At 73.6% G+C, this 19,247-nt stretch carries 19 protein-coding genes; 13 read left to right on the forward strand and 6 right to left on the reverse strand.

From position 1 onward, the window contains the following. The first annotated feature begins 28 nt into the window (after positions 1-28). A complete protein-coding gene (rpsI, locus tag ACSP97_RS21485; RefSeq protein ID WP_003998795.1) occupies positions 29-541 on the forward strand; it encodes a 30S ribosomal protein S9 in 513 nt (170 codons plus the stop codon). 195 nt (positions 542-736) lie between these two features. Further along, positions 737-2,095 carry a phosphoglucosamine mutase gene (gene glmM / locus ACSP97_RS21490; protein ID WP_355145471.1) on the forward strand — a complete coding sequence of 453 codons (1,359 nt, stop codon included), beginning with the start codon at positions 737-739 and terminating at the stop codon, positions 2,093-2,095. A gap of 355 nt (positions 2,096-2,450) precedes the next feature. On the opposite strand, the gene coaA is transcribed toward glmM, so the two are convergent. Next, positions 2,451-3,419, reverse strand: coding sequence for a type I pantothenate kinase (gene coaA, locus ACSP97_RS21495; protein ID WP_440558460.1), 969 nt, complete (start codon positions 3,417-3,419; stop codon positions 2,451-2,453). A gap of 195 nt (positions 3,420-3,614) precedes the next feature. On the opposite strand from coaA, the gene glmS reads away from it, so the two are divergent. Further along, complete coding sequence (gene glmS / locus ACSP97_RS21500) at positions 3,615-5,462, forward strand: glutamine--fructose-6-phosphate transaminase (isomerizing) (protein ID WP_355145473.1); 1,848 nt, start codon at positions 3,615-3,617, stop codon at positions 5,460-5,462. 15 nt (positions 5,463-5,477) lie between these two features. Here the strand turns inward: glmS and ACSP97_RS21505 are convergent, their stop codons facing one another. Then, positions 5,478-6,269 (reverse strand): SDR family NAD(P)-dependent oxidoreductase, encoded by a 792-nt coding sequence (locus ACSP97_RS21505; RefSeq protein WP_440553815.1) that lies wholly within the window; start codon positions 6,267-6,269, stop codon positions 5,478-5,480. Between the two features lie 49 nt (positions 6,270-6,318). Between ACSP97_RS21505 and ACSP97_RS21510 the strand changes: the two genes are divergently transcribed. From ACSP97_RS21510 to ACSP97_RS21535, 6 genes are all read left to right on the forward strand, one after another. Further along, positions 6,319-6,690 (forward strand): holo-ACP synthase, encoded by a 372-nt coding sequence (locus tag ACSP97_RS21510; protein ID WP_355145477.1) that lies wholly within the window; start codon positions 6,319-6,321, stop codon positions 6,688-6,690. A 47-nt stretch (positions 6,691-6,737) separates the two neighbouring features. Then, positions 6,738-8,168, forward strand: a complete 1,431-nt coding sequence (locus ACSP97_RS21515; protein WP_440553829.1) for an NAD(P)H-hydrate dehydratase — start codon at positions 6,738-6,740, stop codon at positions 8,166-8,168. 182 nt (positions 8,169-8,350) lie between these two features. After that, entirely contained in the window at positions 8,351-9,520 is a 1,170-nt protein-coding gene (alr, locus tag ACSP97_RS21520) for an alanine racemase (protein WP_355145481.1), read from the forward strand. An 89-nt stretch (positions 9,521-9,609) separates the two neighbouring features. Further along, positions 9,610-10,869: an alpha/beta fold hydrolase gene (locus ACSP97_RS21525; protein ID WP_440553831.1), complete on the forward strand. Its 1,260-nt coding sequence runs from the start codon at positions 9,610-9,612 to the stop codon at positions 10,867-10,869. Beyond that, positions 10,835-11,362 carry a tRNA (adenosine(37)-N6)-threonylcarbamoyltransferase complex ATPase subunit type 1 TsaE gene (gene tsaE, locus ACSP97_RS21530; RefSeq protein WP_355145485.1) on the forward strand — a complete coding sequence of 176 codons (528 nt, stop codon included), beginning with the start codon at positions 10,835-10,837 and terminating at the stop codon, positions 11,360-11,362. The genes ACSP97_RS21525 and tsaE overlap by 35 nt, the downstream gene beginning before the upstream one ends. A gap of 146 nt (positions 11,363-11,508) precedes the next feature. Further along, positions 11,509-11,667: a hypothetical protein gene (locus ACSP97_RS21535; RefSeq protein ID WP_355145487.1), complete on the forward strand. Its 159-nt coding sequence runs from the start codon at positions 11,509-11,511 to the stop codon at positions 11,665-11,667. A gap of 55 nt (positions 11,668-11,722) precedes the next feature. Here ACSP97_RS21535 and ACSP97_RS21540 read toward each other — a convergent pair whose 3' ends face one another. Continuing rightward, positions 11,723-12,286: a hypothetical protein gene (locus tag ACSP97_RS21540; RefSeq protein ID WP_355145489.1), complete on the reverse strand. Its 564-nt coding sequence runs from the start codon at positions 12,284-12,286 to the stop codon at positions 11,723-11,725. Positions 12,287-12,398: 112 nt separating this feature from the next. Here ACSP97_RS21540 and tsaB point away from each other — a divergent pair, with 112 nt between their 5' ends. Genes tsaB through ACSP97_RS21560 form a run of 4 tightly spaced genes read left to right on the forward strand, consistent with a single transcriptional unit; the run spans position 12,399 to position 14,890 of the window. After that, a complete protein-coding gene (gene tsaB / locus ACSP97_RS21545; protein ID WP_355145491.1) occupies positions 12,399-13,055 on the forward strand; it encodes a tRNA (adenosine(37)-N6)-threonylcarbamoyltransferase complex dimerization subunit type 1 TsaB in 657 nt (218 codons plus the stop codon). A gap of 17 nt (positions 13,056-13,072) precedes the next feature. Beyond that, positions 13,073-13,546, forward strand: a complete 474-nt coding sequence (gene rimI / locus ACSP97_RS21550) for a ribosomal protein S18-alanine N-acetyltransferase (protein ID WP_355146017.1) — start codon at positions 13,073-13,075, stop codon at positions 13,544-13,546. After that, complete coding sequence (tsaD, locus tag ACSP97_RS21555; protein ID WP_440553834.1) at positions 13,539-14,636, forward strand: tRNA (adenosine(37)-N6)-threonylcarbamoyltransferase complex transferase subunit TsaD; 1,098 nt, start codon at positions 13,539-13,541, stop codon at positions 14,634-14,636. The genes rimI and tsaD overlap by 8 nt, the downstream gene beginning before the upstream one ends. Further along, positions 14,633-14,890, forward strand: a complete 258-nt coding sequence (locus ACSP97_RS21560) for a hypothetical protein (RefSeq protein ID WP_355145495.1) — start codon at positions 14,633-14,635, stop codon at positions 14,888-14,890. The genes tsaD and ACSP97_RS21560 overlap by 4 nt, the downstream gene beginning before the upstream one ends. A 147-nt stretch (positions 14,891-15,037) precedes the next feature. On the opposite strand, the gene ACSP97_RS21565 is transcribed toward ACSP97_RS21560, so the two are convergent. From ACSP97_RS21565 to ACSP97_RS21575, 3 genes are all read right to left on the reverse strand, one after another. Continuing rightward, positions 15,038-15,862, reverse strand: coding sequence for a COG4705 family protein (locus tag ACSP97_RS21565; RefSeq protein ID WP_440553836.1), 825 nt, complete (start codon positions 15,860-15,862; stop codon positions 15,038-15,040). Between the two features lie 146 nt (positions 15,863-16,008). Continuing rightward, complete coding sequence (locus tag ACSP97_RS21570; protein ID WP_440553838.1) at positions 16,009-18,312, reverse strand: glycoside hydrolase family 3 N-terminal domain-containing protein; 2,304 nt, start codon at positions 18,310-18,312, stop codon at positions 16,009-16,011. A gap of 35 nt (positions 18,313-18,347) precedes the next feature. Beyond that, positions 18,348-19,247, reverse strand: a complete 900-nt coding sequence (locus ACSP97_RS21575) for a carbohydrate ABC transporter permease (RefSeq protein WP_382008302.1) — start codon at positions 19,245-19,247, stop codon at positions 18,348-18,350.

Genomic DNA, 19,247 nt, shown 5'->3' on the forward strand with positions numbered 1-19,247 from the left:
TAAGACTGAAGAGAATCTGAGGAGAATCGTGGCCGAGACCACTGCCGAGCAGCCGCTCGAAGAGCTTGACATCGACAGCTACACCACCGAGTCCGAGGTCCCCGTCGAGGGCGAGTACACCTCGGAGTCCCTGGCCTCCCGCTTCGGCGAGCCCCAGCCGGCCGCCGGCCTGGGCCGCCGCAAGAACGCCATTGCCCGCGTCCGGATCGTTCCGGGCACCGGCAAGTGGAAGATCAACGGCCGCACCCTCGAGGACTACTTCCCGAACAAGGTGCACCAGCAGGAGGTCAACGAGCCCTTCAAGGTGCTCGAGCTCGAGGGCCGTTACGACGTCATCGCCCGCATCGCGGGTGGCGGTGTCTCCGGTCAGGCCGGTGCGCTCCGTCTCGGTGTCGCCCGTGCGCTGAACGAGGCGGACGTCGACAACAACCGTGGCCCGCTGAAGAAGGCCGGCTTCCTGCGCCGCGACGACCGTGCGGTCGAGCGGAAGAAGGCCGGTCTGAAGAAGGCCCGCAAGGCTCCGCAGTACAGCAAGCGCTAAGCAAGCCCGAGCTGCCTGCTCGTACTCCGAACGCCCCGGCGGCACGCCACTTGTGCCGTCGGGGCGTTCGTTTATCTCAGCCAAGGGCGTATAACGACACAAGACGCTCAAAGGCTTGTGCGATCGGATGGCGAGGCGCCCCCATCGACCCGGCGCCCGTCCGCTTACGCCATCGATGCTTCCTCAGGAGGACAAGTGGGACGACTCTTCGGCACGGACGGCGTGCGCGGTGTCGCCAACGCGGATCTGACGGCCGAGATGGCCCTCGGCCTCTCCGTGGCCGCGGCGCATGTGCTGGCCGAGGCGGGCACCTTCGAGGGCCACCGGCCGAAGGCCGTGGTCGGTCGGGACCCGCGGGCGTCCGGGGAGTTCCTGGAGGCGGCGGTCGTCGCGGGCCTGGCGAGCGCGGGCGTGGACGTCCTGCGGGTCGGCGTGCTGCCGACGCCCGCCGTGGCCCACCTCACCGGCGCCCTCGGCGCCGACCTCGGCGTGATGCTCTCCGCCAGCCACAACGCCATGCCGGACAACGGCATCAAGTTCTTCGCGCGCGGCGGCCACAAGCTCGCCGACGAGCTGGAGGACCGGATCGAGGCGGTGTACGAGTCGCACCGGCACGGCGAGCCGTGGCAGCGGCCGACCGGCGCCGGCGTCGGCCGGGTGCGCTCCTACGACGAGGGCTTCGAGCAGTACGTCACGCACCTGCTGTCGGTGCTGCCCAACCGGCTGGACGGGCTGAAGATCGTCCTGGACGAAGCGCACGGCGCGGCCTCGGGGGTCTCGCCGGAGGCGTTCACCCGGGCCGGCGCGCAGGTCGTCACCATCGGCGCCGCGCCCGACGGTCTCAACATCAACGACGGCTGCGGCTCCACGCACCTCGGCCCGCTGAAGGCGGCCGTGGTCGAGCACGGCGCGGACTTCGGCATCGCCCACGACGGTGACGCCGACCGGTGCCTCGCGGTGGACCACACCGGCGAGGAGGTCGACGGCGACCAGATCCTCTCCGTGCTCGCCCTCGCGATGCGCGAGCGCTCCGAGCTGCGGGCCGACACCGTGGTGGCGACCGTGATGTCCAATCTCGGCTTCAAGCTGGCGATGGAGAAGGCCGGGGTCCGGCTGGTGCAGACGGCCGTGGGCGACCGGTACGTGCTGGAGGAGATGAAGCGGCACGGGTTCGCGCTCGGCGGCGAGCAGTCCGGGCACGTGATCGTCCTCGACCACGCGACGACCGGCGACGGCACGCTGACCGGTCTGCTGCTGGCCGCGCGGGTCGCCGAAAGCGGCCGCAGCCTGCGGGAGTTGGCGTCCGTGATGGAGCGGCTGCCGCAGGTGCTCATCAACGTGCCCGACGTCGACAAGTCGCGGGTGCGGACCTCCGCGGACCTGGCCGCGGCCGTCGTCGAGGCGGAGCGGGAACTCGGGGAGACCGGGCGGGTGTTGCTGCGGCCCTCCGGTACCGAGCCGCTGGTCCGGGTGATGGTCGAGGCCGCGGACATCGAGCAGGCGCGGTCGGTGGCCGGGCGGCTCGCCGACGCGGTGAAGTCGGCCCTGGGATAGGGCCGGTCGGGGCGCGGGGAACCGTTTCGGTCGCTCGCGCCCACCCGGTGGGGCCGTACCGGTGCACGGCCCCGCTCTCCCTCTGGCCGCTGTCGCCGTAGGCCGGCGCCCCCGCCGCGTCGGCGGCGGCCGGGGAGCGTCCCGGCCACGCCCGCCGGCCGGGCGGCCAGCGGGCGCGGCGCGAGCCGCGGGCGGCCCCGGGGAGCATCGCGAGGTGGGCGGTGCCGACCGTGTCCTCGATCGGCCGCACCACCCCTGGTCGGGCCGGCCGGCCGGGGTGATCAGGCGCAGATACGGCATGGCGCCCTTTCTCACGGGCGCGCCGTACCGTCCCCGCGGCCTGCGCGGTCCCGCCCTACAGCTTGCGCAGGCGCAGCCGCTGGACCTTGTGGTCCGCTCCCTTGCGGACGATCAGGGTGGCGCGGCCGCGGGTGGGGGCGATGTTCTCGACCAGGTTGGGCTTGTTGATCGTGCGCCACAGGGTGCGCGCGTAGTCGAGGGCCTCCTCCTCGGAGACCTGGGTGTACTTGCGGAAGTACGAGTGGGGGTCCTGGAACGCGGTCTGGCGCAGCTTCTTGAAGCGGCTGAGGTACCAGCGCTCGATGTCCTCGGCGCTCGCGTCGACGTACACGCTGAAGTCGAAGTAGTCGGCGAGGCCCACCCGGGTGCGGCCGTCCTTGCCGGGCAGCGCGGGCTGGAGGACGTTGAGGCCCTCCACGATCAGGATGTCGGGGCGGCGGACGGTGAGCTTCTGGTCGGGGACGATGTCGTAGATCAGGTGCGAGTAGACCGGAGCGGTCACCTCGCTCTTGCCGGCCTTGATGTCGGCGACGAAGCGGGTCAGCGCCCGGCGGTCGTACGACTCGGGGAAGCCCTTGCGGGACATCAGGCCGCGGGCCTCCAGTTCCCGGGTGGGCAGCAGGAAGCCGTCGGTGGTGACCAGCTCCACGCGGGGGTGCTCGGGCCAGCGGGACAGCAGGGCCTGGAGGAGACGGGCGACGGTGGACTTGCCGACGGCGACGGAACCGGCCACGCCTATGACGAACGGGGTGCCGGACTGCGAGCCCTGCTCGCCGAGGAAGGTGTTCAGCGTGCCTCTGAGGCCGTCGGTGGCGCCGACGTAGAGGTTCAGCAGCCGGGACAGCGGGAGGTAGATGTCCCGCACCTCGTCCAGGTCGATCACATCGCCCAGACCGCGCAGCTTCTCCACCTCCTCGGCGGTGAGCGGCAGCGGCGTCTTGTCGCGCAGCGCGCTCCACTCGGCTCGGGTGAGGTCGACGTAGGGAGTCGCCTCCGGCCTGTGCCGGTGGGCGCTCCGGGGCATCGAGGGGACCGGTGAGATCACATTCCATTGTTAACGGAGTTTGAACGGCACGGGAGGTGGGGTCCGTCACGCCCCTCGGACGCCCGTCGTGCGCGCCGCACCGGCCCGGGCGGGCCTTCGTATGCCTGTGGGAATTTCCGAATTCGGGCAGGGGATGACGGTTTCCGGCGCGGGGCGGACCGTAGGCTGCCGCCCATGTGCGGAATCGTGGGATACGTAGGGTCGCAGTCGGCGCTCGATGTCGTGATGGCCGGGCTGAAGCGGCTGGAGTACCGGGGTTACGACTCGGCGGGCGTCGCCCTGCCGGCGGACGGCGGTCTGGCCGCCGCGAAGAAGGCCGGGAAACTGGTCAACCTGGAGAAGGAGCTGGTCGAGCGGCCGCTGCCGGCCGGTTCGACGGGCATCGGGCACACCCGCTGGGCCACCCATGGCGGCCCCACGGACGACAACGCGCACCCGCACCTCGACAACGCGGGCCGGGTCGCCGTCGTCCACAACGGCATCATCGAGAACTTCGCGGTGCTCCGGACCGAGCTGGCCGAGCGCGGCCATGTGCTGAACTCCGAGACGGACACCGAGGTCGTCGCCCATCTGCTGGCCGAGGAGTACTCGGTGACCGGTGACCTCGCCGAGGCGATGCGGCTGGTGTGCCGGCGCCTGGAGGGCGCGTTCACGCTGGTCGCGGTGCACGCCGACGCCCCGGACGTGGTGGTCGGCGCGCGCCGCAACTCCCCGCTGGTGGTCGGCGTCGGCGAGGGTGAGGCGTTCCTGGCCTCGGACGTCGCCGCGTTCATCGCGCACACCCGCTCGGCGATCGAGCTGGGCCAGGACCAGGTGGTGGAGCTGCGCCGGGACGGCGTGACCGTCACCGGCTTCGACGGCCGCCCCGCCGAGGTGCACACCTACCACGTGGACTGGGACGCCTCGGCCGCCGAGAAGGACGGCTACGACTACTTCATGCTCAAGGAGATCGCCGAGCAGCCCAAGGCGGTCGCCGACACCCTCCTCGGCCGGATCGACCCGTCGGGTTCGCTCACCCTGGACGAGCTGCGGATCTCCCCGACCGAGCTGCGCGAGATCGACAAGGTCGTGATCGTGGCGTGCGGGACGGCCTTCCACGCCGGCCTGATCGCCAAGTACGCCATCGAGCACTGGACGCGGATCCCCTGCGAGGTGGAGCTGGCCAGCGAGTTCCGCTACCGGGACCCGATCCTGGACAGCCGCTCCCTGGTGATCGCCATCTCCCAGTCCGGCGAGACCATGGACACCCTGATGGCCCTGCGGCACGCCCGCGAGCAGGGCTCCAAGGTGCTGGCCATCTGCAACACCAACGGCTCCACCATCCCGCGCGAGTCGGACGCGGTGCTCTACACGCACGCCGGGCCCGAGGTCGCCGTCGCCTCCACCAAGGCGTTCCTCACCCAGCTGGTCGCCTGCTATCTGGTCGCCCTCTACCTGGGCCAGGTGCGCGGCACCAAGTGGGGCGACGAGGTCCACGCCGTGATCAAGGACCTGTCCCGGATCTCGGTCGAGGTCGAGCGCGTCCTGGAGACCATGGAGCCGGTCCGGGCGCTGGCCCGCACGCTGGCCGCCAAGGACACCGTGCTCTTCCTGGGCCGGCACGTCGGCTACCCGGTCGCCCTCGAAGGCGCGCTCAAGCTCAAGGAACTCGCCTACATGCACGCCGAGGGCTTCGCGGCGGGCGAGCTGAAGCACGGACCGATCGCGCTGATCGAGGAGGACATGCCGGTGGTGGTGGTCGTGCCGTCGCCGCGCGGCCGCTCCCTCCTGCACGACAAGATTGTCTCCAACATCCAGGAGATCCGGGCGCGCGGGGCGCGCACCATCGTGATCGCCGAGGAGGGGGACGAGGCGGTCGTCCCGTACGCCGACCACCTGATCCGCATCCCGGCCACGCCCACCCTGCTGCAGCCGGTGGTGGCCACCGTGCCGCTCCAGGTCTTCGCCTGCGAGCTGGCCGCCGCGCGGGGCAACGAGGTGGACCAGCCGCGGAACCTGGCGAAGTCGGTGACGGTGGAGTAGCGGCGGCGCCGGTGCTCAGTGGACGGAGAAGCCTCCGTCCACGCAGATCGACTGGCCCGTGACGTAGGCGGAGGCGCGGCTCGCGAGGAAGACGGCCGCGCCCGCGAAGTCCCCGGCGAGGCCGTTGCGCCCGGCCATGGTGCGCGCGGCCAGCGCCGCCACCCGCTCCGGGTCGGCCGACAGCCGGGCGTTGAGCGGGGTCATCACGAAGCCCGGCACCAGGGTGTTGCAGGTGACCCCGTACGGCGACCAGGCCTCCGCCTGCGAGCGGGCCAGCGACTCCAGGGCGCCCTTGGACACGCCGTACGCGCCGCTCGACACGAACGCGCGGTGCGCCTGCTGGGAGCTGATGTGGATGATCCGGCCGAAGCCGCGCTCGGCCATGCCGGGCCCGAACCGCCGGCCCAGCAGGAAGGGCGCCTCCAGGTTCACGGCCATGGTGGCGTCCCAGACGTCCTCGTCCAGCTCGTCCATCGGGGGCCGCAGATTGATCCCGGCGCAGTTGACGAGGATGTCGGGCTCCCCGTACACGGCCGTCGCCTCCTCGGCCACCGCCCGCACCGCCTCGCGGCTGCCGAGATCGCCCGCGACCCAGGCGGCCCGGCACCCGTCGGCCGTCAGCTCGCCGACGGCCGCGGCCAGTCGCTCCTCGCCGCGGGCCACGGCCACCACGCTCGCGCCGGCCCGGGCCAGTGCCCCGGCGATGGCCCGGCCGATGCCGGAGCTGCCGCCGGTCACCACGGCGACGCGGCCGTCGAGCGAGAACAGGTCGGCGAGATAGGACTGTTGGGACGCGGTGCTGGTCATGACCGAAGCGTAGAGGGCGTATCGGGGCCGTCTGTTTAGGGTGCTGTCCATGAGCATCATCGGAGTCGGGATCGACGTGGCGGAGATCGACCGCTTCCGGGCGTCCCTGGAGCGCACCCCCCAGCTGGCCGACCGGCTGTTCGTGACACGGGAGTTGCTGCTGCCCAGCGGGGAGCGGCGCGGTATCGCCTCGCTGGCGGCCCGGTTCGCCGCGAAGGAGGCGCTGGCCAAGGCGCTCGGCGCGCCGCCCGGCCTGCTGTGGACGGACGCCGAGGTGTACGTCGAGGACAGCGGGCGGCCCCGGCTGCGGGTGCGCGGGACCGTGGCCGCGCGCGCCGCCGAGCTGGGGGTGCGGTCCTGGCACGTGTCCCTCAGCCATGACGCGGGTGTCGCCTCGGCCGTGGTGATCGCCGAGGGCTGAGCGGGCCCGGGTGTGACCGGTGGGGGTTACGGGGCACACTCGGTGCCATGCGGAGTGCGTACGGCGTGGAGACGGTACGGGCGGCTGAGCGGGCCCTGATGGCGCGGCTGCCGGAGGGGGCGCTGATGCAGCGGGCGGCCGCCGGCCTCGCCGCCGCCTGCGCCGACCTGCTGGGCAGGGTGTACGGCAGCCGGGTGGTCCTGCTCGTGGGCAGCGGCGACAACGGCGGCGACGCGCTGTACGCGGGCGCCCGGCTGGCGCGCCGGGGGGCCGGGGTGACGGCCGTGCTCCTCGCGCCCGAGCGGGCGCACACCGAGGGACTGGCCGCACTGCGGCGGGCCGGCGGCGTCGTCGGCGCGGCCGGCTCCGCCGAGGAGGCGCTGCTGCGGGCCGATCTCGTGGTGGACGGCATCGTCGGGATCGGCGGCAAGGGCGGGCTGCGGCCCGAGGCCGCACGGCTCGTGGAGACGGTGCGGCGGTCCCGGGCCGCCGTGGTGGCGGTGGACCTGCCGAGCGGGGTCGAGGCGGACACCGGGGAGGTGCGGGGGGCCGCCGTGCGGGCGGACCTCACCGTCACCTTCGGCACGTACAAGCCCGGACTGCTGGTGGATCCGGCGCGGGAGCACGCCGGGGTGGTGCGGCTGGTCGACATCGGCCTGGAGCTGCCCGCCGAGGCCGAACTGGAGGCGCTCCAGCACGTGGACGTGGCACGGCTGCTGCCGGTGCCCGCGGCCGAGAGCGACAAGTACCGGCGGGGCGTGGTCGGCATCGCGGCCGGGTCCGCGCGCTATCCGGGCGCCGCGGTGCTCGCCGTCGCCGGGGCGCTGCGCGGCGGCGCCGGGGCGGTGCGCTACGTCGGGCCGGCCGCGGAGGCGGTCATCGCCCGCTTCCCGGAGACCCTGGTCTCCGACCGGGGCCCCGCCAAGGCGGGCCGGGTGCAGGCATGGGTGACCGGTCCGGGCGCCGGGGACGACGCGGCGACCGTCGCCGAGGTGCTGGCCTCCGAGGTGCCGGTGCTGCTGGACGCGGACGGGCTGCGCCTCGCGGAACGCGACGCCGTACGGGCGCGCACGGCGCCCACCCTGATGACACCGCACGCGGGGGAGGCCGCCGCGCTGCTGGGGGTGGCCCGCGAGGAGGTCGAGGGCGCCCGCCTCGCCGCGGTGCGCGAACTGGCGGCGGTGTACCGGGCGACGGTGCTGCTCAAGGGCTCGACCACGCTGGTCGCCGACGCGGCGGGCGGCGCGGTACGGGTGAACGCCACCGGCACCGGCTGGCTCGCCACCGCCGGCAGCGGCGATGTCCTCTCCGGTCTCGGTGGTTCGCTGCTGGCCTCGGGGCTGGCCGCGCGGGACGCGGGGAGCGTCGCCGCGTATCTGCACGGCCTGGCGGGCCGGTTCGCGGCCGAGGGTGCTCCCGCGGGTGCGCACGACGTGGCCGACCGCATCCCGTCGGCGTGGCGGGACGTCCGGCGCTGAGCGGGGAAGGCGCCGGGCTCACCACGCGGGGCGGGCGCCGAGTGCCCGCGCCGGGCGCGGTCGTGGCGCCCCGTCAGGCGCGTTCCGCCCGCCGCCCGCGCGTCGTCGTACCGCGCCTGACGGCGGCCCGTGGCCGACACCACGATCCGGCCGGTACCGCGCTCTGAGAGACTGGGGGCGCCATGACTGAGACAGCAGCTGTGCCGACCGCCCCCCTGCGCGCCCGCGCCGAGATCGATCTGGGCGCCCTGCGCGCCAATGTGCGGGCCCTGCGGGCCCGGGTGGGGGACGCGGCCGTGATGGCCGTCGTGAAGGCCGACGGATACGGGCACGGCGCGGTGCGCTGCGCCCGCGCGGCCGTCGAGGCCGGGGCCACCTGGCTCGGCACCGCCACGCCCGAGGAGGCCCTCGCGCTGCGCGCGGCCGGGCTGACCCAGCGGGCGCTGTGCTGGCTGTGGGTGCCCGGCGGGCCCTGGCGGCAGGCGATCGAGGCCGACGTCGACGTGTCGCTCAGCGGGATGTGGGCGCTGCGGGAGGTCACCGAGGCCGCCCGCGCGGCCGGGCGGACCGCACGGGTCCAGCTCAAGGCGGACACCGGGCTCGGCCGCAACGGCTGCCAGCCCGGCGCCGACTGGGAGGAGCTGGTCGCCGCCGCCCTGCGCGCCGAGACCGAGGGCCTGGTCCGGGTCACCGGCCTGTGGTCCCACTTCGCCTGCGCCGACGAGCCCGGCCACCCCTCGATCGCCGCCCAGCTCACCCGCTTCCGGGAGATGGTGGCCTACGCCGAGGAGCGGGGCGTCCGCCCCGAGGTGCGGCACATCGCCAACTCGCCCGCCACGCTCACCCTGCCCGAGACCCACTTCGACCTGGTCCGCCCGGGCATCGCCATGTACGGTCTGTCGCCCAGCCCCGAGATCGGCGCCCCCGGCGACTTCGGACTGCGCCCGGTGATGACGCTCAGCGCCTCGCTGGCGCTGGTCAAGCACGTGCCGGGCGAGCACGGCGTCAGCTACGGCCACCACTACGTCACCCCCGGACCCACCACCCTCGGTCTCGTCCCCCTCGGCTACGGCGACGGTGTCCCGCGGCACGCCTCCGGCGCGGGCCCGGTGCTGGTCGACGGCAAGTGGCGGACCGCGGCCGGGCGGGTCGCCATGGACCAGTTCGTGGTGGACCTCGGCGGCGACGAACCGCCGGTCGGTACGCAGGCCGTGCTGTTCGGGCCCGGCGACCGCGGCGAGCCCACCGCCGAGGACTGGGCGGCGGCCTGCGGCACGATCGGATACGAGATCGTCACGCGCATCGGGAGCCGTGTGCCCCGCGTCTACGTCGACGAGGACGAGCGCGGATAGCCCGTCCGGGAAGGCCGGCGGGCACAGCGGTCACCCACGCACCGCGGGCCCGTCCCAGCGAACATCTGTACGGCGAGGAGGAGCGGTACGTGAACGAGAGCAGGGCGGACGCCGTCGCGGACGTCGTCGCCGCCGCGGCCGCCGCCTCCGCCGAGGGGACGGCCGGGAGCTGGCGCAGGGCGACCGGCGTCGTCGGCGCCGCGATAGGCGTGCTCGCCGCGGGAGCGGCGGCCGGCGTCGCCGTCGAGCGGATGACGGTGGGGCGCTCGATGCGCCGCAAGGCCCGCCTCGCGCTGGACGCCGCGGGCCCCTACGGCACCCTGCGCGGCACCCCGGGCAAGGCGTACGCCGACGACGGCACCGAGCTGTACTACGAGGTCGACGAGGTCGAACCGGACACCGGCGCGGCCCCCTCCCCGCGCCGGCTGCGGCTCTTCGGCCGCAAGGCGCCCGCGCCGGTCACCGTCGTCTTCTGCCACGGCTACTGCCTGAACCAGGACTCCTGGCACTTCCAGCGCGCGGCCCTGCGCGGGGTGGTGCGCACCGTGCACTGGGACCAGCGCAGCCACGGCCGCTCCGGACGGGGCGTGGCGCAGAACCGGGACGGGGAGCCGCTCACCATCGACCAACTCGGCCGCGATCTGAAGGCCGTCGTCGACGCCGCCGCACCGGACGGGCCGATCGTGCTGGTGGGCCACTCGATGGGCGGGATGACCATGATGGCGCTCGCCGCCGAGCACCCGGAGCTGATCCGGGACCGGGTGGTCGCCGCCGCCTTCGTGGGCACTTCCTCGGGCCGGCTCGGCGAGGTCAACTTCGGGCTTCCGGTGGCCGGCGTCAACGCGATACGCCGGGTGCTGCCCGGGGTGCTCAAGGCGCTCGGGCAGCAGGCGGAGCTGGTGGAGCGCGGGCGCCGGGCCACCGCCGACCTGTTCGCCGGGATCATCAAGCGGTACTCCTTCGCCGGGCGGGACGTCGACCCGGCCGTGGAGCGGTTCGCGGAGCGGATGATCGAGTCCACGCCGATCGACGTGGTCGCCGAGTTCTATCCGGCCTTCACCGACCACGACAAGACCGGGGCGCTGGCCTGCTTCCGGGACATGCCGGTGCTGGTGCTGGCCGGCGTGCAGGACCTGGTGACGCCGAGCGCGCACAGCGAGGCGATAGCCGACCGGCTGCCCGACGCGGAGCTGGTGCTGGTGCCGGACGCCGGGCACCTGGTGATGCTGGAGCACCCGGAGGTGGTCACCGACCGCCTCGCCGACCTGCTCACCCGCGCGGGCGCGGTCCCGGCAGGGACTACCGTAAGTGCCTATGGAACGTCCAGCAGCACCGTACGACCCCGCTGAGCACGACCCCGCCGGGACCCGGCTGACGATCACCTCCCCCGAGCAGATGCGGGAGCTGGGCCGGCGCCTCGCCAAGCTGTTGCGCGCCGGTGACCTCGTGATGCTCTCCGGGGAACTGGGCGCGGGCAAGACCACGCTGACCCGCGGGCTCGGCGAGGGGCTCGGGGTGCGCGGCGCGGTCACCTCGCCGACCTTCGTGATCGCCCGGGTGCACCCCTCCCTCGGTGACGGCCCGCCCCTCGTCCACGTGGACGCCTACCGGCTCGGCGGCGGCCTGGACGAGATGGAGGACCTGGACCTCGACGTCTCGCTCCCGGACTCCGTGATCGTCGTGGAGTGGGGCGAGGGCAAGGTCGAGGAACTGACCGAGGACCGGCTCCAGATCGTCATCCACCGCGCCGTCGGCGACACCACGGACGAGGTACGGCACCTGACCCTGACCGGGCTGGGGGAGCGGTGGGCCGACGCGGGCCTGGAGACGCTCACGGCCTGAGCCGCCGGTTTGCGGCCTGAGCCGCCGGTTTTTTCCGACAGGCCGTCGGCAAGATGTTGCGCGGGCCGCCGTGGCGTGATGACATGGGGTTCAGCTCGTAGTGAGGTATGCCTTACTGCGCCGCACCGCACCTCAGGAGGCGCCCCATGCCCCCTTCCCGCCCCCCGCGGCAGCCCGGCCCCGCCCCGGTGCCCATGCAGACCCTGCTGGCGGCCTGCGCGGCCGCGGCGGTGATCTCCCGCCCGCCGAGGACCCCGGAACCGCGCGCCCCTCGCCGCCCGGACCGGACGCGCCGCGCGGCCTGAGCCCGGCCCGTGCGGGGTGAGCCCCGACGCTCGCCCGGACTTGGCCGGCGGGACGTCAGCGGATCACCACGATCCGTTCGCCGATCGTCGCGAACTTCCACATGGCGTCGCCGTCCGGGCGGGTCTCGCGGATGCCGCCCGTCTTGGTGCCCGCGTCCGCGGCCGGTACGGCGTCGCTGCGCACGGGGGCGCTGAAGCCGATGGTGACGCCGTCGACCGTGGTGGTGAAGCGGACCACGTGTTCGATGGGGATGCCGTCGGTCCCGGTGACCGCGTGCGAGCGCGAGGTCACCCAGTACGTGCCGACCGGCGGGTCCACGGTGCCCGGCCGTACCCGGAACGTGCGCAGCACCCGGTCGCCCGCGCCGACCAGCCACACCCGGTCGTCGTCCACCGAGTACACGACCCGCTCACCCTTGCCCGAACCGTCCGGCAGGGCGGTCGGGTGGCGCCGGTCCCGGGGCGCCTTGGTGGCCGGGGCACCGGGCGAGCCGTTCGCCGACGGCCGGTCGCCCAGGCCCGCCGGTACGGTCGCCTGCGCCTGGTAGGCGAGGAACCCGACCGTTCCGATGGCCGCCGCGGTGAGGCCCGCCACGATTCCCGAGCTGGTCCCTGTCACCTGCGCCACCTCTGCCTCGCGCCATATGTCGTACTTCGTACAGACCGTAGCAGCCGGTGACCGTCCGCCCCGGGCGGGCGTGCACGAGGCGCGGGCGCCGTAGGCTGTTCGCGTGCTCTTGCTCGCTCTGGATACCGCAACGCCCGCCGTCACCGTCGCCCTGCACGACGGAACGGACGTCATCGCCTCGTCGAGCCAGGTGGACGCGCGCCGGCACGGGGAGCTGCTGCTGCCGGCCGTCGACCGGGTCCTCACCGAGGCCGGCCGCACGCTGGAGGCGGTCACCGGGATCGTCGTCGGCACCGGTCCCGGCCCCTACACCGGGCTGCGCGTCGGCCTGATGACGGCCGACACCTTCGGGCTGGCGCTCGGCGTCCCCGTGCACGGCGTGTGCACGCTGGACGGCCTCGCCTACGCCGCCGACATCGAGAAAGGCCCCTTCGTCGTGGCGACCGACGCCCGGCGCAAGGAGGTCTACTGGGCGACGTACGCCGACTCCCGCACCCGGCTGACCGGCCCGGCCGTGGACCGCCCGGCCGACATCGCCGAGAAGGTCGCCGGGCTCCCCGCGGTCGGCGCCGGTGCCCTGCTCTACCCGGACACGTTCCCGAGCGCCCACGAGCCCGAGCACGTGTCCGCCGCCGCGCTGGCCGCGCTCGCCGCCGGGAAGCTGGCCGCGGGCGAGGAGCTGGAGGCGCCGCGGCCGATGTACCTGCGCCGCCCGGACGCCCAGGTGCCCAAGAACTACAAGGTGGTCACCCCCAAGTGACCGCACGACTGCGCGAGATGCGCTGGTGGGACATCGACCCGGTCCTGGAGCTGGAGAAGGACCTGTTCCCCGAGGACGCCTGGTCCCGGGGCATGTTCTGGTCCGAGCTGGCCCACTCCCGGGGCCCGGCGGCCACCCGCCGCTACGTGGTGGCCGAGTCGGAGGGCCGCATCGTCGGCTACGCCGGCCTGGCCGCCTCCGGGGAACTGGCCGACGTCCAGACCATCGCCGTCGCCCGGGACCAGCAGGGCTCCGGCCTGGGCGGGCGGCTGCTGACCGACCTGCTGCGGGCGGCGACCGCGTTCGAGTGCCGCGAGGTGATGCTCGAATGCCGGGTCGACAACGTCCGCGCGCAGAAGCTGTACGAGCGCTTCGGCTTCGCCCCCATCGGGTTCAGACGCGGCTACTACCAGCCGGGGAACGTGGACGCCCTGGTGATGCGCCTGACCGACCCTTCCGCATCTGTTCAAGGAACCGAGATCAATGGCTGACGAACCCCTCGTCCTCGGCATCGAGACCTCCTGCGACGAGACCGGCGTCGGCATCGTGCGCGGCACCACCCTGCTGGCCGACGCCGTCGCTTCCAGCGTGGACGAGCACGCCCGCTTCGGCGGCGTCGTCCCCGAGGTGGCCTCCCGAGCCCACCTGGAGGCGATGGTCCCCACCATCGACCGCGCGCTCAAGGAGGCCGGCGTCACCGCCAAGGACCTCGACGGCATCGCCGTGACCGCGGGGCCGGGCCTCGCGGGCGCCCTCCTCGTCGGCGTCTCCGCCGCCAAGGCGTACGCCTACGCCCTCGGCAAGCCCCTGTACGGCGTCAACCACCTGGCCTCGCACATCTGCGTCGACCAGCTGGAGCACGGCCCGCTGCCGGAGCCGACGATGGCGCTGCTGGTCTCCGGCGGCCACTCCTCGCTGCTGCTGTCCTCCGACATCACCTCCGACGTGCGGCCGATGGGCGCCACCATCGACGACGCCGCCGGCGAGGCCTTCGACAAGATCGCCCGCGTGCTCGACCTGGGCTTCCCCGGCGGCCCGGTCATCGACCGGTACGCCCGCGAGGGCGACCCCGCGGCCATCGCCTTCCCGCGCGGTCTGACCGGCCCGCGCGACCCAGCCTACGACTTCTCCTTCTCCGGCCTGAAGACCGCCGTGGCCCGCTGGATCGAGGCCAAGCGGGCGGCCGGCGAGGACGTGCCGGTGCGTGACGTGGCCGCCTCCTTCCAGGAGGCCGTGGTGGACGTGCTCACCCGCAAGGCCGTGCGGGCCTGCAAGGACGAGGGCGTCGACCACCTGATGATCGGCGGCGGGGTCGCGGCCAACTCCCGGCTGCGCGCCCTCGCCCAGGAGCGCTGCGAGGCGGCCGGCATCCGGCTGCGGGTGCCGCGCCCCAAGCTGTGCACGGACAACGGCGCGATGGTGGCCGCGCTCGGCGCCGAGATGGTCGCCCGCAACCGGGCCGCCTCCAGCTGGGACCTGTCGGCGGACTCCTCCCTGCCGGTGACCGAGTCGCACGTGCCCAGCCACCACCACGGCCACGACCATGTGCACGAGGTCAGCAAGGAGAACCTGTACTCATGACGGTCGCGCTGATGTGGGAGGCACGAGCCCCCGAGGGCCGGGGCCCGGAGCTGCTGGCGTGGGCGCGCGGGCAGGTCCTGCCGCAGCGGCCGCTGCGCCGCGAGATCTTCCGCGCCCCGCAGGACCGGGTGCTGGTCATCACCTGGTGGGACGCGCCGTACGACGCCGTGGTGCCCGAACTGCCGGACCCGGGGCCCGAGTTGATCTCCCGGCCGGTGCACCGCTGGCGCTTCGAGCCGGTGGCCGCCGACTGAGTTTGCGGTGCCCGCCCGCATCGGTCTATGATCATCACACAGCGAACGGCCGGAACTCCGGTACGAACGCAGTGCGTTGGTGGTCCAAGGAAAGACGCCCCGCTTCCTGCGGGGAGATGCAGGTGCAAGGCCTGCCCGGCGCTCCACTCACACCCCGCTCCCGGAATCCCGGGGGCGGGGTGTTCTCGTCGCCCGCACCATCAGCCCGACGAGCACCGCGAGCAGCACCGCCGACGCCCCCGTCGTCCCCAGGTCGAGGCCGCCCTTGGCCACCGGCTTGGTCAGCAGGTCGCCGGCGGTGGCGCCGAGCGGGCGGGTCAGTACGAAGGCGATCCAGAACAGCAGCACGTTCGGCACCGCCGGCACCCTGATCAGCGCGACCAGCACCAGCAGCAGCCCGGTCACCAGGGCGGCGCCGCCCAGATAGCCGAGGCCCGAGCTGTCGGAGAGGAAGTCGCCCATCGACGTGCCGAGCGTGTTGGAGACGAGGATCGCCGTCCAGAACAGCGCCTCGCCCCGGAAGGTGACGATCTCGGTGATCCGGAAGGTCATCCCGCTGAGCTTCCAGCCGAGGAAGACCAGCACCAGGACCGACACCAGGATGGCGGCGCCCTCCGGATAGCCGAGGCCGAGGCCCTGCGGGCCCCGGCCCAGCCTCGTGTCCCCGGCCGGCAGGTAGCGCGCGTCGGCCGCGCGGTTCATGAAGTCGGACAGGGTGGTGCCGGCCATGGAGGTCGACAGGATCACCGTCCAGTAGCAGAACGGCCGGTAGCGCGCCGAGCGCAGCTGGACCACCAGTGTCACCACGAAGACCAGGAACAGGGCGACGGTGGTGAGGAAGTAGCCCAGCCGGAGGGTCTGGGAGAACAGGTCGCCCGCGGTCTCGCCCAGGGTCGTCGCCGCGATCTTCATGATCCAGAAGGCGAGCGTGACCTCGGGCAGTTTCCGCGTCACGGAGTGCGGGGTCGTCACGGGTGGTACTCCTGTGAGGGGATGTCAGATGAGGGACGACCCTCGCAGGAGCTTGCCGAACCAGTCCTGAACGCGGGGCGCACAGGGCTTGTTCTTTGCCGAGTTTCGCGCCCTCGGCGTACACCCCATGGCCCCGCGCCCCCGGTTCAGCCCTCCGTCACCGTCACCTCGCAGCGCAGCCGCCGCTCCGTCCCCACCGGACGCACCGGCCCGGTCAGCCGCAGCCGGGCCCGGTGCCGGATGTCCGCGCTCGACCCGCTCAGGCGCAGCTCCAGGTCGCCCGGTTCCACCACCCGCCTGCCCGTGCGGTCGGTGAAGGCCGAGAGGTCGGGGTGGAAGTGGAAGGTGAGCCGGCGGGACTCGCCGGGGGCCAGCTCCACCCGCTGGTAACCGATCAGACGGACGTCGGGCCGGGTCACCGAGGCCACCGGGTCGTGCAGATACAGCTGGACCACCTCGGCCCCGGCGCGCTCGCCCGTGTTGCGCACGGTGAGCGAGAGGTCGTACGAGCCGTCGGTCGGCAGCTCCGCCGCGGGGCTGTGGACGTCCTCCCAGGCGAACGTGGTGTACGAGCCGCCGTGGCCGAACGGGAACAGCGGGGTCGGGTCCAGGTTGCTCACCTCCCCGGCAAGGCCCAGTGGGGGCTGGAGATAGGTCCAGGGCTGGCCGCCCGGCTCGCGCGGCACGCTCACCGGGAGCCGGCCCGAGGGGTTCACCCGGCCGGACAGCACCCCGGCCAGCGCCGGACCGCCCTCCTCGCCGGGGAAGAAGGCCTGTACGACCGCGCCGAGGCGGCCCTGCCAGCGGCCCAGCGCGTACGGGCGGCCGGTCAGCAGCACCAGGACGACCGGCACCCCCGTCTCGACCAGCGCGTCCAGCAACTCGGCCTGCACGCCCGGGAGTTGGAGGTCCGACGCGTCACAGCCCTCGCCCGAGGTGCCGCGGCCGAACAGCCCGGCCCGGTCGCCGAGGACGGCCACGCACACCTCCGCTTCCGCGGCGCGCGCCACCGCCTCCGCGAACCCGGAGGTGTCCGGCTCGGACACCCCGCAGCCCTCCGCGAACGTCACCTTGGCGTCGGGCAGTTCGGCCCGTACGGCGTCCAGCACGGTCGGGATGTCGATGCCCGTCGGCACCTCGGGGTGGTGGGTGAGCACATGGGACGGGAAGGAGTAGCAGCCCAGCATCGCCAGCGCGTCGGCGGCGCGCGGCCCGACCACCGCGATCCGCGCCTGCGGCGCCAGCGGCAGCACCCCGTCCGGGTTGTCCAGCAGCACCACCGACTCCTCGGCGAGCCGGCGCGCCAGCGCGCGGTTGCCGGCCGAGTCCAGGTCGATCTCCGCACCGGTCTCCGGCGACCAGTCGGGGTCCAGCAGCCCCAGCTCGCACTTCTGCAGCAGCACCCGGCGCAGCGCCCGGTCCACCAGCGCCTCGGGCACCCGCCCCTCGCGCACGGCCGCCACCAGCGGCTTGCCGTAGCAGTTCAGCGTGGGCAGCTCGACGTCGATGCCCGCCTCCAGCGCCGCGTGCGCGGCCTCGGCGGGGCCGGCGGCCACCCGGTGCAGCGACTGGAGGAAGCCGATGCCGAAGTAGTCGGCGACGACCGTGCCGGTGAACCCCCACTCGTCGCGCAGCAGCCGGGTGAGCAGCGCGGGGTCCGCCGAGGCCGGGACGCCGTCCGTCTCGGTGTACGCGGCCATCACCGAGCGGGCCCCGCCCTCGCGCAGCGCCATCTCGAACGGCGGCAGCGTCACGTCGGCCAGCTCCCGGGCGCCCGCCCGCACCGGCGCCAGATTGCGGGCGCCCGCCGAGGCCGCGTACCCGGCGAAGTGCTTGAGCGTGGCCACGATCCCGGCCGACTCCAGGCCCCGCACGTACGCCGTGCCGATCGTGCCGACCAGGTACGGGTCCTCGCCGATCGTCTCCTCCACCCGGCCCCAGCGCAGGTCCCGGACCACGTCCAGGACGGGCGCCAGGCCCTGGTGGACGCCGACCGAGCGCAGGTCGTGGCCGATGCGCTCGCCCAGCTCCGCCACCAGGGCGGGGTCGAAGGTCGCGCCCCAGGCCAGCGGCACCGGGTACGCCGTCGCCTGCCACGCGGTGAAGCCCGCCAGGCACTCCTCGTGGGCCACCGCCGGGATGCCGAAGCGGCTCGCCTCGGCGATCCGGCGCTGGGCGCGGGCCAGTGCCTGGGCACCCAGCTCAGGGGCCACCGGGGCCGTGCCGAAGGAGCGGGTCAGCTGGCCGAGGCCGAGGGTGATCAGCTCGTCCCAGTCGTAGTCCGCGGTCATCTCGCGCTGGAGCGGCGCGACCCCGTCGCCGTCGGTGTCCGCGCCCACCCAGACGCCGTACAGCTGGGCGGTCTTCTCCTCCAGGGTCATCCGGGAGATCAGGTCGTCGACACGGGCGGCGGCGGGCAGCGCGGGGTCGCGCCAGGGGGCGGTGCTCATGGAACTCCTGTCGGGGAAGGGGGACCGGTCGGCGATCACTTGCCGCCGACGCCCATCAGGCCGCCCACCAGCGCGCGGCGGGCCACCAGGTAGACGGCGAAGATCGGGATGCCGGAGAGGACGACCGAGGCGAGCAGGGCGGGGATGTTCACGCCGAACTGGCTCATGTAGGTGAACAGACCGAGGGTCAGCACGCGCGGTCCCTCGGACTGGGTGAAGATCAGCGGGAAGAGGAAGCCGTTCCACGCCTGGAGCGCCGAGTAGATCACGACGGTGCTGATGCCGCCCTTGGACATCGGGATGACCAGCTGGAACAGCATCCGGGTGGGCGAGGCGCCGTCCAGGGCCATCGCCTCGTACACCTCCTCGGAGATGTCCCGCATGGTGCCGGTGAGGACCAGGATGGCCACCGGCATCGCGAACGCGGCCGTCGGCAGGATGATCGCGAGCAGGCTGTCGTAGAGGTTCAGCTTGGTGATCATCAGGTACAGCGGTACGACGACCGCCTGCGCCGGGATGGCCACGCCGAGCAGGAACAGCCGGAAGGCGGCCCCCGACCAGAAGCCGCGGGTGCGTACCGCGACGTAGGAGAGCGGTACGCACAGCACCAGCACGATCACCACGACGGCGGCGGCCGCCAGCACGGTGTTCCACAGCAGGTGGAAGAAGGAGTTGTGCAGCACGGTGCTGTAGTTGGACCAGGTCGGACTGCCGGGCGGCTTCAGGGCGTTGTGGCCCAGCGCCTGGTCCTGCGGGGTGAGCGAGGCCGAGATCATCGCGTAGATCGGGACGATGACGACGACCAGCCAGACGAAGGAGCCGAGGCCGGCCAGCGGATTGGGCCGCTGGGTCCAGTGCCGGCGGCGGCGCCCGTCCGGCCGGGCCGCGGGCGCGGCGCCGGTCTTCACGGGGTGGGGCAGTGTGTCGTGAGACAC

Origin of the sequence: Streptomyces sp. SCPE 10 (assembly GCF_051980735.1) — a bacterium.
GTDB classification, from domain to species: domain Bacteria; phylum Actinomycetota; class Actinomycetes; order Streptomycetales; family Streptomycetaceae; genus Streptomyces; species Streptomyces misionensis.

What these genes read in the sequence shown, in the direction of transcription:
- coaA (WP_440558460.1), bottom strand. Translation starts at nt 3,419, where the DNA reads ATGCCCCGGAGCGCCCACCGGCACAGGCCGGAGGCGACTCCCTACGTC.
- glmS (WP_355145473.1), top strand. Translation starts at nt 3,615, where the DNA reads ATGTGCGGAATCGTGGGATACGTAGGGTCGCAGTCGGCGCTCGATGTC.
- ACSP97_RS21505 (WP_440553815.1), bottom strand. Translation starts at nt 6,269, where the DNA reads ATGACCAGCACCGCGTCCCAACAGTCCTATCTCGCCGACCTGTTCTCG.
- ACSP97_RS21510 (WP_355145477.1), top strand. Translation starts at nt 6,319, where the DNA reads ATGAGCATCATCGGAGTCGGGATCGACGTGGCGGAGATCGACCGCTTC.
- ACSP97_RS21515 (WP_440553829.1), top strand. Translation starts at nt 6,738, where the DNA reads ATGCGGAGTGCGTACGGCGTGGAGACGGTACGGGCGGCTGAGCGGGCC.
- alr (WP_355145481.1), top strand. Translation starts at nt 8,351, where the DNA reads ATGACTGAGACAGCAGCTGTGCCGACCGCCCCCCTGCGCGCCCGCGCC.
- tsaE (WP_355145485.1), top strand. Translation starts at nt 10,835, where the DNA reads ATGGAACGTCCAGCAGCACCGTACGACCCCGCTGAGCACGACCCCGCC.
- ACSP97_RS21535 (WP_355145487.1), top strand. Translation starts at nt 11,509, where the DNA reads ATGCCCCCTTCCCGCCCCCCGCGGCAGCCCGGCCCCGCCCCGGTGCCC.
- rimI (WP_355146017.1), top strand. Translation starts at nt 13,073, where the DNA reads ATGCGCTGGTGGGACATCGACCCGGTCCTGGAGCTGGAGAAGGACCTG.
- tsaD (WP_440553834.1), top strand. Translation starts at nt 13,539, where the DNA reads ATGGCTGACGAACCCCTCGTCCTCGGCATCGAGACCTCCTGCGACGAG.
- ACSP97_RS21560 (WP_355145495.1), top strand. Translation starts at nt 14,633, where the DNA reads ATGACGGTCGCGCTGATGTGGGAGGCACGAGCCCCCGAGGGCCGGGGC.
- ACSP97_RS21570 (WP_440553838.1), bottom strand. Translation starts at nt 18,312, where the DNA reads ATGAGCACCGCCCCCTGGCGCGACCCCGCGCTGCCCGCCGCCGCCCGT.